At 75.9% G+C, this 17,386-nt stretch carries 6 protein-coding genes; 3 read left to right on the top strand and 3 right to left on the bottom strand.

Annotated elements, in window-relative coordinates; all coding sequences use genetic code 11:
• Positions 1 to 3: 3 nt before the first annotated feature.
• A complete protein-coding gene (locus tag ACH4PY_RS23480; protein WP_398186152.1) occupies positions 4 to 7,017 on the top strand; it encodes an SDR family NAD(P)-dependent oxidoreductase in 7,014 nt (2,337 codons plus the stop codon).
• A 101-nt stretch (positions 7,018 to 7,118) separates the two neighbouring features.
• On the opposite strand, the gene ACH4PY_RS23475 is transcribed toward ACH4PY_RS23480, so the two are convergent.
• A complete protein-coding gene (locus ACH4PY_RS23475) occupies positions 7,119 to 7,715 on the bottom strand; it encodes a TetR/AcrR family transcriptional regulator (protein ID WP_398186150.1) in 597 nt (198 codons plus the stop codon).
• A 64-nt stretch (positions 7,716 to 7,779) separates the two neighbouring features.
• On the opposite strand from ACH4PY_RS23475, the gene ACH4PY_RS23470 reads away from it, so the two are divergent.
• Together ACH4PY_RS23470 and ACH4PY_RS23465 are read left to right on the top strand one after the other, a co-directional pair.
• Entirely contained in the window at positions 7,780 to 8,805 is a 1,026-nt protein-coding gene (locus ACH4PY_RS23470) for an ATP-binding cassette domain-containing protein (protein ID WP_398186147.1), read from the top strand.
• Complete coding sequence (locus ACH4PY_RS23465) at positions 8,802 to 9,650, top strand: ABC transporter permease (RefSeq protein ID WP_398186145.1); 849 nt, start codon at positions 8,802 to 8,804, stop codon at positions 9,648 to 9,650. Before ACH4PY_RS23470 ends, ACH4PY_RS23465 begins: the two co-directional genes overlap by 4 nt.
• Before the next feature lie 60 nt (positions 9,651 to 9,710).
• Here ACH4PY_RS23465 and ACH4PY_RS23460 read toward each other — a convergent pair whose 3' ends face one another.
• Positions 9,711 to 13,097, bottom strand: a complete 3,387-nt coding sequence (locus tag ACH4PY_RS23460; protein ID WP_398186142.1) for an amino acid adenylation domain-containing protein — start codon at positions 13,095 to 13,097, stop codon at positions 9,711 to 9,713.
• A 21-nt stretch (positions 13,098 to 13,118) separates the two neighbouring features.
• Positions 13,119 to 17,063 carry a type I polyketide synthase gene (locus ACH4PY_RS23455; RefSeq protein WP_398186139.1) on the bottom strand — a complete coding sequence of 1,315 codons (3,945 nt, stop codon included), beginning with the start codon at positions 17,061 to 17,063 and terminating at the stop codon, positions 13,119 to 13,121.
• Positions 17,064 to 17,386 lie beyond the last annotated feature (323 nt).

Genomic DNA, 17,386 nt, shown 5'->3' with positions numbered 1-17,386 from the left:
CCGATGAGTGCATCCATCGAAGAGGTCACCAAGGCGCTGCGCGCATCGGTCAAGGAGACCCGGCGGCTGCGGGCGCGCAACGACGAGCTGGAGGCGACGCTGCGCGAACCCGTCGCGATCGTCGCCATGTCCTGCCGCCTGCCCGGCGGCGTCACCTCGCCCGACGAGCTGTGGCGGCTGCTCGCCGACGGCCGCGACGCCGTGACCGGCTTCCCCGCCGACCGCGGCTGGGACCTGGGCGGACTGTACGACCCCGACCCCGACCACCTCGGCACCAGCTATGTCCGCGAGGGCGGCTTCCTGACCGAAGTGGCGGGCTTCGACGCGGAGTTCTTCGGGATCTCCCCGCGCGAGGCGCTCGCCATGGACCCGCGGCAGCGGCTGCTGCTGGAAGGCACCTGGGAGCTGTTCGAGGCCGCCGGGATCGACCCGCAGACCCTGCGCGGCAGCCGCACCGGCGTCTTCGTCGGTGCCGGACCCTCGGACTACCCGCACGGCATGGAGGGCTACGCCGTCGCCGGGACGACGCCGAGCATCCTGTCCGGCCGGGTGAGCTACGTCTTCGGCCTCGAAGGCCCCGCCGTCACCGTCGACACCGCGTGCTCCTCGTCGCTCGTCACCTTGCACATGGCGTGCCAGGCGCTGCGCTCGGGCGAATGCACCATGGCCGTCGCGGGGGGCGTGACCGTCATGTCGAGCCCGCGCGTCATCGTCGAGTTCAGCAGGCAGCGCGCGCTGTCCGCGGACGGGCGCTGCAAGGCCTTCGCCGAGGCCGCCGACGGCTTCGGCTTCGCCGAGGGCCTCGGCCTGCTGCTGGTCGAACCCCTCTCGCGGGCCCGCCGCCTCGGCCACGACGTCCTCGCCGTGATCCGCGGCTCGGCCGTCAACCAGGACGGCGCCTCCAGCGGGCTGACCGCGCCCAACGGCCCCTCCCAGGAACGCGTGATCCGGCAGGCCGTCGCCGCCGCCGGGCTGACGCTGCGGGACGTGGACGTCGTCGAGGCGCACGGCACCGGCACCACGCTGGGCGACCCCATCGAGGCACAGGCGCTGCTCGCCACCTACGGGCAGGACCGCCCGGACGGCAGACCGCTGCTGCTCGGCTCGGTGAAGTCCAACATCGGCCACACGCAGGCGACCGCGGGCGCGGCCGGTGTGATGAAGATGGTGCTCGCGATGCGGCACGGCATGCTGCCCGCGACCCTCCACGTGGACGAGCCGAGCCGGCACGTCGACTGGGAGGCGGGCGACGTCGAACTGGCCGTCCGGGCGCAGCCGTGGCCCGACGCCGGGCAGCCGCGCCGCGCGGGCGTCTCGTCCTTCGGCGTGAGCGGCACGAACGCCCACCTGATCCTCGAACAGGCCCCACCCCCGGAGCCCCCCGCGACCCCCGCGGCCCCGGGAGGAGCCGCAGCCGGTGCGGGCACGGGCGCCGGGGCGGTCGGCGCCGCGGACGCGGGGTCCGCTGCCGGTGCGGGCACGGGCCGTCCCGGGCCTTCGCCCGCTGGCGAGGCAGGCCGCCCGGCGGGCGCCGCGGACGCCGGATCCGCTGCCGGTGCGGGTGCCGGGACCGTCGGCTCCGTGGACGCGGGATCCGCGGTGGGCGCGGGCGCGGCCCGTCCCGGGACCGCTGCGGCCGGGGACCCCGGCCGTGCGGCGGACGCCGGATCCGCAGTTCGTGCGGGCGAGGGCCGTCCCGGAGCCGGTCGCTCCGCGGACGCGGGATCCGCCGCCGCTACCGGCGAGGGACGTACCGGGGCCGGGGCCGCCGACGGCGAACCGGCCGTCGTCGCCTGGCTGTTGTCCGGGCGCGGGGAGCGCGGGCTGCGCGGTCAGGCCGCGCAGCTCGCCGCCCACGTCGCCGGGCACCCGGAGCTGGACGCGCGCGGCACCGCCGCCGCGCTTCTGCGCCGGGCCGCCCTCACCCACCGGGCCGTGGTGCTGGGCCCCGACCGGGACACCCTGCTCGCCGGGCTGCACGCGCTGGCCGAGGGGCGGCCCGCGCCCGGCGTGGTGCAGGGCACGGCCCGCAGCCGCGCCGCCGAGGCCGTGTTCGTCTTCCCCGGCCAGGGCTCGCAGTGGACGGGCATGGCGCTCGGACTGCTCGACGCCGAACCGGTCTTCCGCGACCGGCTCGCCGCGTGCGAGGCCGCGCTCGCCCCCTTCACCGGCTGGTCGGTGCGCGACGTGCTGCGCGGCGCGCCCGGCGCCCCGGACCTGGAGCGGGTGGACGTCGTCCAGCCGGTCCTGTTCGCCGTCATGGTGTCGCTGGCCGCGCTGTGGGAGCACGCCGGGATCGCCCCCGCCGCCGTCGTCGGCCACTCGCAGGGCGAGATCGCCGCGGCCTGCGTCGCGGGCGCGCTGACCCTGGAGGACGCGGCCCGCATCGTGGCGCTGCGCAGCCGCGCCATCGTGGCGCTGTCCGGGCAGGGTGCCATGGCGTCGCTGGGCCTGGGCCGGGAGGAGGCCGAGGCGGCGCTCACCCGCTGGGCGGGACGGCTCGCGGTCGGCGTCGTCAACGGGCCCGGCTCCGTCGTCGTCTCCGGCGACACCGACGCGATCACCGAACTCGTCGACACCTACCGGGACTCCGACGTCCGGGTGCGGCGCCTGCCCGTCGACTACGCCTCCCACTCGCCGCACGTCGAGCGCATCCGCGACGAACTCCTGCGGCAGCTCGCGGGCGTCACCCCGGTGGCCTCCCGGATCCCCTTCTACTCCGCCGTGACCGGTGGCCAGCTCGACACCACCGCGCTCGACACGGACTACTGGTACCGCAACCTGCGCCGGCCGGTGCGCTTCGACGAGGTCACCCGCACCCTCACCGAGCGCGGCTACGAGCTGTTCGTCGAGTCCAGCCCGCACCCGGTGCTGACGATGGGCCTGGAGGAGACGATCGCCGCCGCGGACGCCGCCGCGCTCGTCCTCGGCACCCTGCACCGCGACCGCGGCGGCCCCGACGACTTCCTCGCCTCGGTCGCGCAGGCCCACACCGGCGGCGTGCCCGTCGCGTGGGAGCGGCTGCTCGGCCACCCCGCCGCCCCCGCCACCGCCCTGCCCCCGTACGCCTTCCAGCGGCAGCGCTACTGGCAGGATCAGGAGCAGCCCTCCGGCGACGCCCTCGGCAAGGCCGGGCTGCGCGCGGGCGAGCACCCGATGCTCGGCGCCGCGATCGACGCCGCCGACAACGGGGCCGTCGTGCTCTCCGGGCGGCTGTCGCCGCAGACCCACGGGTGGCTCGCCGACCACGCCGTCGAGGGCCAGGTGCTGCTGCCCGGCACCGCCTTCGTCGAACTCGCGCTGCGCGCCGCCGCCGAGACCGGCTGTTTTGGCGTCAGCGAACTGACGCTGGAGGCCCCGATGGCCGTCCCGCCGGACGGCGCGGTGCAGATCCAGGTAGTCGCCGCGGCCCCGGACGACACCGGCAGCCGCCGGGTGACCGTCTACTCACGGCCCGAGGACGCCTCCTTCGACGGCGAGTGGACGTCCCACGCGGGCGGCGAACTGAGCGGCAGGCCGCTCACCGCGGACGCCGGCGGACTCGCCGTCTGGCCGCCCGCCGGGGCCGAACCGCTCCCCACGGAAGGGCTGTACGAGGACTACGCCGGACGCGGCTACACCTACGGGGAGGCCTTCCGCGGCATCCGCCGGGCCTGGCGGCGCGACGGCGAGGTCTTCGCCGAGGTCGGCCTGGGCGCCGCCCAGCGCGGCGAGGCCGGGCGCTACGGCGTCCACCCCGCGCTGCTGGACGCGGCGATGCAGGCCGCGGGCATCCTCATGGCGGACGAGGACGGGCCCGCGCGGCTGTGGCTGCCCTTCCTCTTCGGCGAGGTCGCCCTCGCCGCCCCCGGCCTGACCGACCTGCGGGTCCGCGTCCGGCGGCTCGGCCCGGACCGTGTCGCGCTGGCCGCCGCCGACCTCGACGGGCGCCCCGTCGCCTCGGTGGGGGAGCTGGTCGTACGGGCGGTCACCGCCGAGCAGTTGCGCGCGGCCGACACCGGGTCGCTGCGCGACGCCCTCTTCCGCGTCGACTGGACGCCGGTCCCCGCCCCCGCGGCGGCCGCCCAGCGGCGCTGGGCCGTCCTCGGCACGGACGAGGAGGCCGCGACCGTCGCCCGCCGCCTCACATCCACCGGCCGCCCCACCACCACCCACCCGGACCTCGCATCCCTCCACACCTCCGTCACCGAGGGCGCCCCCGCCCCGGACATGGTGGTCTGGTGCGCACCGGGCCCACGGGCGCAGGGCGCGACGCAGGCCGCCGCGACCGGCGGCGCGGGCTCAAGCGGCGGGCAGTACCGGCACACCGGGGTCGCCGGGGTTGGCGGGCGGATGCGCGAACTCAGTGCGGCCGTCCTGGGCGTGCTTCAGGAGAAGGCCGTCGACGAGGTCCTGTCCGGGGCGCGGCTGGTGGTCAGGACGCGGGGGGCGGTCGCGGCGGAGGACGGGGCCGGGGTCGCGGATCTCGCCGCCGCCGCGGTGTGGGGGCTGGTGCGCTCCGCGCAGACCGAGCACCCGGACGCCTTCGTGCTGGTCGACGACGACACCGCCGAGGCCGCGTCCGGCGAGCTGTGGGAGGCGGTCGCCGCGTCCGGCGAGCCGCAACTCGCCGTCCGGTCGGGCGCGTTGCTCGCGCCCCGGCTGGCGCGGGCCGCGTCCGGCGAGAGCCTGGTGCCGCCCGCCGGGGCGGCCGCGTGGCGGCTGGAGTGCACCGGCACCCGCACGCTGGAGGGGCTGACCCTCGCCGCGTGCGAGCCGTCCACCGGCGAACTCGGTCCGCGCGAGGTGCGGGTGGCGGTGCGTGCCGCGGGGCTCAACTTCCATGACGTCGTGGTGGCGCTCGGGCTGATCCCGGACGAGGCCGACCTCGGCGGTGAGGGCGCGGGCGTCGTGACCGCCGTCGGCGGCGACGTGACGGGCCTCAAGCCCGGCGACCGCGTCCTCGGGTTGCTCACCCACGCGTTCGGGCCGGTCGCGGTGACCGACGAGCGGCTGCTCGCGCCGATCCCGGAGAACTGGTCGTTCGAGCAGGCCGCGTCCGTGCCGGTGGCCTTCGTCACCGCGCACTACGCGCTGTCCGACCTGGCCGGGCTGGCGCCCGGCGAGTCGGTGCTGGTGCACGCGGCGGCCGGGGGCGTCGGCATGGCCGCCGTCCAGCTCGCCCGGCACCGGGGCGCCGAGGTGTTCGCGACGGCGAGCCCGGCCAAGTGGCCGGTGCTGCGGGCCGCGGGGCTGGACGACGCGCACATCGCGTCCAGCCGCACTCTCGACTTCGAGGAGCGGTTCGCGGCCGAGGCGGGGGAGCGCGGCCTCGACGTCGTCCTCGACTCGCTCGCGGGCGAGTTCGTCGACGCGTCGCTGCGGCTGCTGCGCGGCGGCGGGCGCTTCGTGGAGATGGGCCGGACGGACGTCCGGGACGCCGCGGAGGTCGCCGCCGCCCATCCGGGTGTCGGCTACCGGGCGTTCGTGCTGGACGACGCGGGAGTGGACCGTATCGGCGCGATGCTCGCCGAGGTCATGGACCTCTTCCGGGCCGGTGCGCTGCGGCTGCCGCCGCTGACGACGTGGGACCTGCGGGACGCGATCGGGGCGTTCCGCCACATGAGCCAGGCCCGGCACGTCGGCAAGATCGTGCTGACGGTGCCGCGGCAGCCGGACCCCGAGGGCACGGTGCTGGTCACCGGCGGTACGGGCACGCTCGGCGGCCTCGTCGCCCGCCACCTCGCCGCCCGCGGCGCCCGGCACTTCCTGCTGCTGAGCCGCAGCGGGCCCGCGGCGCCCGGCGCGGACGAGCTGCGGGCCGAACTCGCCGGGCTCGGCGCCACCGCCGACATCGTGGCCTGCGACGCGGGCGACCGGGACGACCTGGCGCGGGTGCTGGCCGCCGTACCGGGGGCGCACCCGCTGACGTCGGTGGTGCACACCGCGGGCGTGCTGGACGACGGCATCCTGGGCTCGCTCACCCCGGAGCGGATCGGCACCGTGCTGCGGCCCAAGGCGGACGCGGCGCTGCATCTGCACGAGCTGACCGCGGGCGCGGACCTCGCCGACTTCGTCCTCTTCTCCTCCGGTGCCGGGCTCACCGGCGCCCCCGCGCAGGGCAACTACGCGGCGGCGAACACCGTGCTGGACGCGCTCGCCCACCACCGGCGCTCGCGCGGCCTGCCCGCGACGTCGGTCGCGTGGGGGCTGTGGGCGCAGACCAGCGCCCTGACGGCCACCCTCACCTCCGCCAGCCGGGCCAGGATGTCCGGCTACTACACCGCGCTGCCCACCCCGCAGGCGCTGGCCCTCTTCGACGCGGCCCGCGGCTCCGCGCAGCCGTTGCTGCTCGCGACGGGCATCCGCACCGGCAGGCTGCGCGCCCTCGCCCGCGAGGGCGGCCTCCCGGCGCTGTGGCGCGGCCTGGTCAGCACGCCGGTGCAGCCGCAGGCGGTCGCGGCCGAGCCCGGCGGCGGGGTGGCGCGGCAGCTCGCGCCGCTGAACGAGGCCGAGCGGCACGCCTTCCTGCTCCAGCTCGTCCGCTCGCACGCGGTCGTCGCCCTGGGCGGCGGCGACGCGGACGCGATGGACCCGGACAGCGCCTTCCGGGACGCCGGGTTCGACTCGCTCACCGCGGTGGACCTGCGCAACCGGCTCGCCGCGGCGACCGGTTGCACCTTCCCGGCGACGCTGGTCTTCGACCATCCGACCCCGGCCGCGCTGGCCCGCCACCTGCGGACGAAGCTCACTTTGGACGAGGGCGCGCAGGCCGCGCCCGAGCCGGTGCTCGACGAGATCGAGAGCCTGGAGCGGTCCCTGCTGGGCTCCGCGCCGGACGAGGAGCTGCGCGGCACGATCACCCGGCGGCTGCGGGCGCTGCTCAGCCGCTGGGACGACGCCGCGCCGCAGGGCACGGAGGCCGCCCCGGGCGACGGGGCGGACGGGACGGAACTGGTCCTGGACACCGCCACCGACGAGGAGCTGTTCGCCCTCCTCGACGGCGGCCTGGCGGAGGGCGACCTCCCGCGCGACTGACCGGCCGTACACCCGGAGCCACGAGGGGCACGACAGGCACGACCGGCGCGGTCCGGCGGAGGGGCGGGAACCCCTCCGTCAGGGCCGGGCCGCCCGCGGGGCTACCTGCTCCCGCACAGCCGCAGCGCGCTCTCCAGGCACAGCGCTTCCGCGTCGTCCGGGAGCAGGTGCCCGGCGGCGACCTCGGCGGCGGCGGCGTGCTGGAGTCCGACGATCGCGGCGGCGAGCCAGGCCGCGGGCAGCGACACGTCGAAGGCGCCGCTGTCCATGCCGCGGGTGACGAGGCGTTCGAGCCGCGGCGGCACCACGTCGGACAGCGCGTTGTGGTTGGGCTCGGGCGTGCGCGGCGCGGTGGGGTTGAGCAGCATCGGGTGGCGGCGCAGGAAGCGCCAGCCCGCGTCCAGGAACTGCGCGAGGGCCTCGGCGGGCGGGGCGCTGTCGAGCCCGGCGGCGTCGAGCGCGGTGAGGTACTCGGCGGCGGCCGCCTCGATGAGCGCGGCGACCAGCGCGTCCCGCGAGGGGAAATGCGCGTAGACGGTCTGCCGTGTGACGCCGGCGGCGGAGGCGATGTCGTCCATGCTCGCGTCCGGGCGCTCGCCGAGCACGACCCGGCTCGCGTTGAGGATGGCGTCGATGCTGCGCTGCGCGTCGGCCCGGCGGCGGCGCGGCGGTGGGGCGGTTTCCTGCGAGTCGACCATTCCCCGACGGTATGCGTTCGGCCGTAACCTTGACAAGCTGTGAGAGATAGTCAACTCTTACGGCATGTCAAAGAATAGCGCGGGCGAGGACCAGCCGGCGGTCGAGGCACGCGGCATGGCCAAGGCCTACGGGGAGAAGCGTGCGCTGGACGGGATCGACCTGACGATCCCGCGCGGCCAGGTGTTCGGGTTCCTGGGCCCGAACGGTGCGGGCAAGACCACCACGATCCGGATCCTTGCCACGCTCATCAAACCGACCGGCGGCACCGCCAAGGTGCTCGGCCACGACGTGCTGACCGAGGCGGACGCGATCCGCGCCCGGGTCTCGCTCACCGGCCAGTACGCCTCGCTCGACGAGGACCTGACGGGCTACGAGAACCTGATCTTCCTCGGCCGCCTCCAGGGCCTGCCCCGCCCCGCCTGCCGGGACCGGGCCGACGCGCTGCTCGCCGCCTTCGACCTGAGCGACGCGGCGGGCCGCCCGGTCAGCGGCTACTCCGGCGGTATGCGCCGCCGCCTCGACATCGCCGCCAGCCTCATCGTGACCCCCGACCTGCTGTTCCTGGACGAGCCGACCACCGGACTCGACCCGCGCAGCCGCAACCAGGTCTGGGAGCTGGTCCGCCGGGTCGCGGCGGCCGGCACCACCGTGCTGCTCACCACGCAGTACCTGGAGGAGGCCGACCAGCTCGCCGAGCAGATCGCCGTCATCGACAACGGCCGGATCGTCGCCGAGGGCACCAGCTCGCAGCTGAAGTCCCGGGTCGGCTCCGGCACCCTGCACGTGCGGCTGCTCGACGAGGAACAGCGCGACCGGGCCCGCCAGATCCTCGGCGAATCCCTCGACGGGAAGGTCGAGCTGGACGCCGACCCGTTCGCACTGTCCGTGCTGCTCGGCACCGCCGGAGCGGACACGGGCGGCAGGGACGTGAGCCGGCTCGTCGGCCGCACCATGACCCGGCTCGCCGACGCCGGTGTGGGCGTCGCCGACCTCTCGCTCGGCCAGCCCAGCCTCGACGAGGCCTTCCTCGCCCTCACCGGCCACCGGACGGCCCCGGCCACCACCGACCACGAGGACCAGACCGCATGAGCAGCCCCACCGCCCCCGCGCGCCCCGCCGCAGCCGGGTCCGACCCCATCGACGCCCTGCTCGCCGCGGGCCGCACCCGCCACCGGGCCGGTCCCGTCGCGGCCTCGGCCGCCTTCGGCAGCCGCGCCATGCTCAAGCTCAAGCACGACCCCAAGCAGCTCGTGGACTCCACCGCCATCCCGATCCTGTTCACGGTGCTGTTCACCTACCTCTTCGGCGGTGCGATCAGCGGCTCCACGTCGGAGTACCTGAAGGTGCTGCTGCCCGGCGTGCTCAGCATGAGCATCGCCATCGTGACGATGTACGGCGGCGGCCGGCTCGCCCAGGACGTCCGCAGCGGCGCCTTCGACCGCTTCCGCGGACTGCCCATCTGGAGCGGCGCGTTCGTGCTCGGCGGCCTGCTCAGCGACGGCGCGCGGTACGTCTTCGCGTCCGTCATCGTCATCGTGCTCGGCGTCGCCATGGGCTACCGCCCCGACAACGGCTTCCTCGGCGTCCTCGGCGCGGTCGCCCTGGTCATCGTGTTCGGCCTCGCGCTGTCGCTGGTGTGGGCCGCGCTCGCGCTCGCGCTGCGCGACCCGGCCGTCGTCATCAGCATCGCCAACGCCGTGCTGATGCCGCTGTCCTTCGCCAGCAACGTCTTCGTCAAGCCCAGCACCATGCCGGGCTGGCTCCAGGCCTTCGTCAAGGTCAACCCGCTCAGCCATGTCGCCACCGCCGCCCGCGACCTGATGAACGGCGGCTCCGGCACCGCCGGCGCGGTCGCCTGGACGCTCGTCGCCAGCGCCGTCATCACCGCCGTCTGCGCCCCGATCTGCCTGCACCTGTACGGCAAGGAGAGCTGACGTTCCGGACGACGGAGCCGGGCCGGCCGACGGGGGCGGCCCGGCTCCGTCGTCGGGGGCTCAGTCGGTCGCGGGCCGCAGCACCGTGGCGAGCCGGGCGACCGTGGGGTTGTCGAAGAGGGTACGCAGGCCCTCGTCCTGGCTCACGGTGGTGCCGAACTCCTTGGCGATGCGCTCCAGGATGCCGATCGCGTGCAGCGAGTCGCCGCCGAGCTCGAAGAAGTTCTCGTCCGTCCCGAAGTCGTCGCGCTCCAGCACCTCCTGCCAGAAGCCCAGCAGCGTGCGCTCCACGTCGTCCTGCGGCGCCGAGTGCGTGCCCGCCTGCTGCTGCTCGCGCGGGGCGGGCAGCGCGGAGGCGTCCACCTTGCCGTTCGCGCTCAGCGGCACCCGCGGGATGACGAGGTAGTGCCGCGGCACCATGTACTCCGGCAGCAGCTCCTCCAACTGCGCCCGCAGCAGCGCCGCGTCCGGGTGGGTGCGCCCCGGCACGGCCTCCCCGTCGTCCGGCACCAGGTAGGCGACCAGCTGGCGGCTGCCCGTGCGCGGGTTGGTGTCCACCGCGACCAGCGCGTCCCGCACCCCGGGGTGGCGGCGCAGCGGCGCGGCGATCTCGCCCAGCTCGATGCGGTAGCCGTTGAGCTTGATCTGCGAGTCCTCGCGGCCGAGGAAGTCGATGTCCCCGCCGGGCAGGAAGCGGCCGAGGTCCCCGGTGCGGTAGAGCCGCTCCCCGGTGCGCGGGTGGGTCACGAAGCGCTCCGCCGTCCGCTCCGGGTCGGCCCAGTAGCCGCGGGCGACACCGCGGCCGCCGATACATATCTCGCCCGTCGCCCACACCGGGCTCGGCTCCAGCCACCCGTCGTACACGTGCATCGTCTGGTTGCCGAGCGCCTTGCCGTACGGGATGCGCGACCACGTCGCGGGCACCTCGCCGATCGGGTGGTGGATCGACCAGATCGACGCCTCGGTGGCGCCGCCCTGGCTCATCAGCACCGTGTCGGGGTAGAAGGCGCGGATCCGGTCCGGGAGCGCGACCGGGATCCAGTCGCCGCTCATCATGACCAGCCGCAGGGCCCGCCCGGGGGGCGGGGCGTCGGCGTCGTGCGCGTCGATCCACACCTGCATCAGCGCCGGGACGCTGTTCCAGACCGTCACACCGTGCCGCTCCGTCAGCTCCGACCAGTGCTGCGGCTCCTGGGCCCGGCCCGGCTCCGGCATCACCACCGCGCCGCCCGCGGCCAGCATGCCGAAGATGTCGTAGACGGACAGGTCGAAGCTCAGCGCGGACAGCGCGAGCGCGCGGTCGGCGGCCGTGACCGCGTAGCGCGCCGTCAGGTCCTGGATGGTGTTGGCGGCCGCCCGGTGGTCGATCATGACGCCCTTGGGGGTGCCCGTCGAGCCGGAGGTGAAGATGACGTACGCCAGGTCCGCCGGGTCGGGACCGGCCGCGGGCGGGGTCGCGGGCGCGGCCCGCACCTCGTCGTCGGCGAAGGTCACCAGCCGGACGCCTTCCGGCCACTCCAGTTCCGTGCGCAGCCGCTCGGACGTCACCACGACCCGCACCCCGCCCTGGTCGAGCAGCTTCGCCCGGCGGGCGGCGGGCCAGCGCGGCTCGACCGGCAGGTACGCCGCCCCGGACCGGGTGACACCGAGCGCCGCGGCGACCTGCTCGTAGCCCTTCTCGCAGATCACGCCGACGAGCGTGTCCCGCGCCGCCCCCGCCGCCTGGAGGACGTGCGCCAGCCGGTGGGAGTCCGCGACGAGTTCGGCGTAGCCGTGCTCACCGTCCGCGGCGATCACCGCGACCGCGTCCGGGGTACGCGCCGCCTGCTCCTCGACCAGGGCGCACAGCGTCCGGTCCGGGATGTCGGCGTAGGTGTCGTTGGCCCGGCGCCGCTCCTCGGCCTGCGCCTGCGGCAGGACGACGACCTCCCGCTCGTCCCAGGCCGCCTCGCCGTCCGCCAGCCGCTCCAGACCCGTCAGGTGCGCCGCGAACATCTCGTCCAGCATGCCGTCGGGGAACAGGCCCTCGACGTAGTCCCAGTTGACCAGCAGTTCCCCGCGGTCCTCCAGCACCTGGTAGTCCAGCCAGACCTGCGGCGTCTGGCTCACGCCGTACACCACGTCGCCGAACACCTGGGCCGTCTCGGTCGGGCCGGAGCCGGAGTCGAAGCCCACCATGCTGGTGAAGACCACCGGCATCGCCGCCCCCGGCCGCCCGCCCAGCCGCCGGGCCCGCTCGCGCAGCACCCGCACCCCGGAGAAGGTCGCGTGCCCCAGGTCCTCCATGAGCTGGAGGTGCAGCCGCTTGGCCCGCCCGGCGAAGGAGTCCCCGGCGTCGGGCCGGGTCTCCAGCAGCACCAGCGAGGTGAAGTCGCCGATCACCTCGCCGATCTGCGGGTGCAGCGGCGGACGGTTGAACAGCGTGAGGTTCATGGTGAGTTCGGGCCGCTTCGACCAGCGGCGCAGCACGTCCGCGTACGCCGCCATGAGCACCGCGGACGGGGTGAGGCCGCGACCGCGGGCCGTCTCCTTGACCGCCGCCCAGCGCTCCCGCGACAGCTTGGCGTGCGCGCGGGCGAACCGCGGCCGGCTGAGCTGTCCGGGCTGCACGGCCAGCGGCAGTTCCGGCGCGGGCGCCAGGGTGTCGAGCCGGTCCAGCCAGTACTGCCGGTCCGCCGCGAAGCGCCGCTCGCCCTGCGCCTGCTGCTCGGCGAGCACACAGTCGCGGAAGGTGACCTCCAGTGGGGCGGGCGGCTCGTCGGGGTTGCGGTAGAAGCGGTACCAGTCGCGCTGGAAGATCCCGAAGCTGAAACCGTCCATGATCAGCATGTCCAGGCTCAGATGCAGCCGCCAGCGCCGCTCGTCCAGCTTCGTCGCCCGCACCTCGAACAGCGGCCAGCGGTCGGCGGGCAGCACCTGGTGCGCCAGCTCGTCGCGGATCTCCTCGATACCGGCCTGCTGCGCGGCCCCGTCCAGCCCGGACAGGTCCGCGACGCGCACCTCGTACGCCGGCACCTCCGGCAGCACGCGCTGCCGCCCGTCCGGCTGGATCACCGCCCGCAGCATGTCGTGCCTCCGCACCAGCATGTCCAGGCTCCGCCCGAGCCGCGGCACGTCGAGGTCGGCGGCGTCGAACTCCAGGTAGCAGTGCGTGGAGTTGCCGCCCAGCTCCACCGCGGGCGTGCGGCCCACCCAGTAGGCCTGCTGGATGTCGGTCAGCGCGAACGGCTCGTGCCGCTCCTCGGGCCGGGGCGTCAGCGTCCCCGCCCCGTCAGCCGCCGCGGCCGAACGCGCGACGGTCTCGACGAGCTCGTCCCGGCGCAGCTTCATCTCCTCGCGCAGTTCGGGAGTCAGCGCACCGGGCGGGGCCGTCACATGCAGCCGGCCGTCGGCCAGCCGCAGCCTGACCCCGCGGCGATACAGCTCGGCGAAGAGATCCGTGGTCATCGTGGCTGCCCTTCTGGCGGGTTAGAGGATGAGTTCTTCGAGTGGCTCGCCCGCCGCCGGCTCCTCGTCGCCGGTCACGACGAGGCTGCGCGCCGCGAGATCCCGGCAGACCAGGTCCACGACGTCCGCCACGGTGGCCTCGCCGAGCAGCTTCTGCGGCGGTACGTCCACGTGCAGGCCCGTGCGGAACTGCTCGCGCAGCCGCATCGCCCGCAGCGAGTCCAGGCCGAGGTCGCCCAGCCGGGAGGCGGGGAAGCGGGTACGGACGCTCGCCGGGTCGTCGGCGAACGCGCCGACCATCGAACTGACCCGGGCGAACAGGGTGTCGGTGAGCGCCAGCCGGGCCGCCCGCGGCTCCTCGACCGCGAGCCGCGCCAGCTCGCCCGCGTCCCACGGCTCGTCGCCCCCGGTGTCCCGCGCGTCCTGCCGCGGCGGTTCGGGCAGTTCGGCGGGGGCGAAGGCCAGCCCGGCGACGCTCACCAGGGGCTCGCCCGCGTCGTCGTACAGCTCCACGTGCGCGGTGCCGTCCCCGGCGCGGCGCGCATGGCACCACACCCGGGCGGGCAGCTCGCGGTGGCACGTCAGCCGCGCGACGGCCGACGGCAGCCACGGTCCGGCTCCCCGGCCCGCGTCAGCGAGCAGCGGCGCCGCGGCCAGCAGGCACAGCTCGAACACGACGGGGTGCAGGACGTACCCCTCGCCGCCCTCCGCGCCGGTCTCCAGCAGCGCCAGCACCTCGTCGTCCCCGCGCCACGACCGCCGCGCGGCCTCCCGGTACACCGGACCGCACCCGACCCCGGCCGCGTCCAGCCACCCGAACAGCACCCCCGGATCGCCCTCCGCCAACCGCTCCCGCAACCGCCCGAGGTCGGCACGGGAAGGGGCGGGCGGATTCTTCTCCGCGGCGCACGCGCTGAAGCGGAGCGTCCAGCGCGGCCGTGCGGGGCTCGCGGGGCCGGCGGGGTCCGGCGTACGCGCGCCGGGCGCGGTCGTCGCGGGGTGGGCGCAGCCGGCGGAGTCCGCCGGGGCCTGCGCCGCTCCCGTGGGTGAGCCGGGCTCGGGGGGCGTTCCGGCATCGTCGGCGGGTCGCGCCGGGCTCGGCGCCTGCGCGGTGAAGCCGCGCACGCGGCGGGTCGCGCCCCGCGTCTCCGCCGCCGTCTGGAGGGGGAGGGCGCGGGCGCCCGTGAGCAGGACCGGGGGGCCGAAGTCCAGGTCCTCGACCGTGCGGACGTCCGCCGGGTCGACGCCGTCGCCCGCGCCGTGCCGGGCGGCGGCCAGCGCCCACTCGGCGAGGGCGGCGGACGGCAGGGCGGCGGCGCCGCGCAGCCGGTACTGCCCGGCGTACCAGGACTCACGTGCCGTCAGGGACCGGGCGAAGCGCCGCTCCGCGGGGTCGGCGAGGTCGATCTCGCCGCCCAGCAGCGGGTGCACGTCCTCGCGGGCGGGCTCGGCGGGGCCGTGGCTGCCGAGGGCGGGCGAGGCGAGCCAGTAGCGGCTGCGCCGGAAGGGGTAACCGGGCAGGCGGACCTGCTCGCCCGGCCCGGCCGGACCGTCGAAGGCCGCCGCCCAGCGCACCGCCGTCCCCGCCGTCCAGGCCGCCGCGAGCCGCGCCAGCAGCTCGTCCACACCGGTGACGGCGCCCGGGTCCAGCTCCAGGCACACCGCCGCGCCCTGCTCCCGCGCGGCGGCCGGGGCGTCGCCGCCCGCGGCCAGGAAGCCACCGGTCGCCCAGCGTTCGGGGTCGTCCGGCGCGCCGCCGGAGGCGAGCACGAGCGTGCGGGCGGGCGTGCCGTACGCGACGCCCTCCGCGGCGGCCCGCAGGGCGCCCGCGTTCTCGTCGGCGCGTGCGGCGGCGGCCGCGAGGGCCGTGGCGTCGGCGGGCGACAGGTCGCCGTCCCCGCGCAGCGCGTCCGTGTCGGCGTCCGCCCGCGCCGCGGCGGCGGCGAGCGCCACCGCGTCGGCGGACGACAGGACCCCGGCCGCGCAGGCCGCGGCGATCTCGCCGATGCCCGCGCCCGCGACGACCTCCGGCTCCACCCCGAAGGAGCGGACCAGCCGGACCATCGCCGTCTGCCACGCGAACACCGCGGCCTGCCGGTAGCCGGCGGGCGGCGCGCCGAGCCGCTCCGCCAGCCGTGCGAGCACCTCGGCGTGCGCCTCGGCGAAGACGGGGAAGCGGGCGGCGAGTTCGCGGGCCGCGTCCACGGCCCCCGGCACGTCGCCGGTGAGCAAGAGTGCGGTGGGCGTGCCGCCCGTACCCGTGGCCGTCCCGGTGAGCAGTCCGGGCGCCGCCTCGCCGCGGGCCAGCGCGGCGAGCGCGGCACGCCGGGCGGCGGGGGAGTCACCCTCGGGCCCGACGACGACGGCACGGTGCGCGAAGGCGCCCCGCGTCCGGGCGAGCGCCCGCCCGACCCCCGCCACGTCCACGCCGGGCCGCGCGTCCAGGAACTCCCCCAGCTCCCCGGCCACGGCCCGCAGCGCCCCCGCGTCCTTGGCCGACACCACCCAGGGCACACCGCCGTCCGCCGTACCGCCCGCGGGGCCCGGTGGCGTCTCCGCGCCGTCGGGCGCGGCCGGTTCCTCCACGATCAGGTGGGCGTTCGTGCCGCTGATGCCGAAGGAGGAGACACCCGCGCGGCGCGGGCGGCCGGGGGACGGCCAGGGGGTGGCCTCCGTGGTGAGGACGACGGAGCCGGCGGACCAGTCGACGTAGGTCGTGGGGTGGTCGATGTTCAGGGTGCGGGCGTGGATGCCTGCGCGCATGGACATGACGATCTTGATGACGCTCGCCACACCGGAGGCGGTCTGCGTGTGGCCGATGTTGGACTTCACCGAGCCCAGCCGCAGCGGCCGCCCCTGCGGCCGGTCCGCGCCGTACGTCGCGATGACGGCCTCCGCCTCGATCGCGTCGCCCAGCGCCGTGCCCGTGCCGTGCCCCTCGACTGCGTCGACCTGGTCGGGAGCCAGCCCGGCGCTGTCGAGGGCCTGCCGGATGACCGCCTCCTGGGCGGAACGGCTGGGCGAGGTCAGGCCGTTGGTGGCGCCGTCCTGGTTGACCGCGGAGCCGCGGACGACCGCGAGGACGCTGTGGCCGTGCCGCCGCGCGGCCGACAGCCGCTCCAGGACGAGCAGTCCGGCGCCCTCGCCGAAGCCCATGCCGTCGGCGCCCGCGGCGAAGGGCTTGCAGCGGCCGTCCCCGGCGAGCGCCCCGCGGCGGCCGAATTCGAGGATGACGTTGGGCGTCGCCATGACGGTGACGCCGCCCGCCAGCGCGAGGTCGCAGTCGCCGCGGCGCAGCGCCTGGCAGGCCAGGTGGATCGCGACGAGCGAGGACGAGCAGGCGGTGTCGATGCTGAGGGCCGGTCCGTGCAGCCCGAGGGCGTACGCGACACGGCCGGAGGCGGTGCTCGGGGCGCCGCCGATGATCTGCTGGTCGGACCCGCCCTCGGGCAGTTCCGGCTGCGGACCGGCGCCGTAGTGGCAGTAGGACACCCCGGCGTAGACGCCGGTGCGGGTGCCGCGCAGGCCCGCGGGGTCGATGCCGGCGTGCTCGACGGCGTCCCACGCGGTCTCCAGCAGCAGGCGCTGCTGGGGGTCCGTCACCAGCGCCTCGTGCGGGGTGATCCCGAAGAAGCCCGCGTCGAAGCGGTCGGCCCCGGCGGGTCCGCCGAGGAAGCCGCCCTGCCGTGCGGCCTCGTCCGGGCGTTTGTCGGGGCTGCCGCCGGGACCCGCGTCCGGGCCCCACCCGCGGTCGCCGGGGAAGGGTGTGATCCCGTCGCCCTCGCCCGCGACGAAATCCCACAGCCCTTCGGGCGAGCGCAGCCCCGGCGGGAAACGGCAGCCCATGCCGACGATCGCGATCGGCTCGGTGTCCTTGAGCTCGGCCTCCTGGAGCTTGCGGGCCGTGACCCGCAGGTCGCCGGTGGCCTTCTTGAGGTACTGACGCAGCTTTTCTTCATCAGCCATTGGCCCGCCGGCTCCCGATTCTCAAGAAATGCGCTGCTGTCGAAAGCAAATGATTTAGGATTCACTTCATCCCGCTCGACCCTACTGTGCAGGGGTCTCTCCTCATACCCCACCCCTACCCCTATGCATAAGTCTTACAGGGTCGGCCAGGGGTGGGATAGGGGTTGATGGGGCATCCGGAATGGGCTAGTGCAAGCCGGTGGCCTGCTGGGATCTCGTCCGGGCGTGCCGGATGCACCTTCGATAGTGAGTTTCTCATATACCGCCACGCTTTTATTACGGTTAATCTGGGCCGCCAGGTGACAACCGTGCCGCGCCGATTC

Source organism: Streptomyces sp. NPDC021224, assembly GCF_044332905.1.
GTDB lineage: Bacteria > Actinomycetota > Actinomycetes > Streptomycetales > Streptomycetaceae > Actinacidiphila.
The sequence above is the reverse complement of the archived record's forward strand: the minus strand, read 5'-3'. Positions and strand labels throughout refer to the sequence as shown.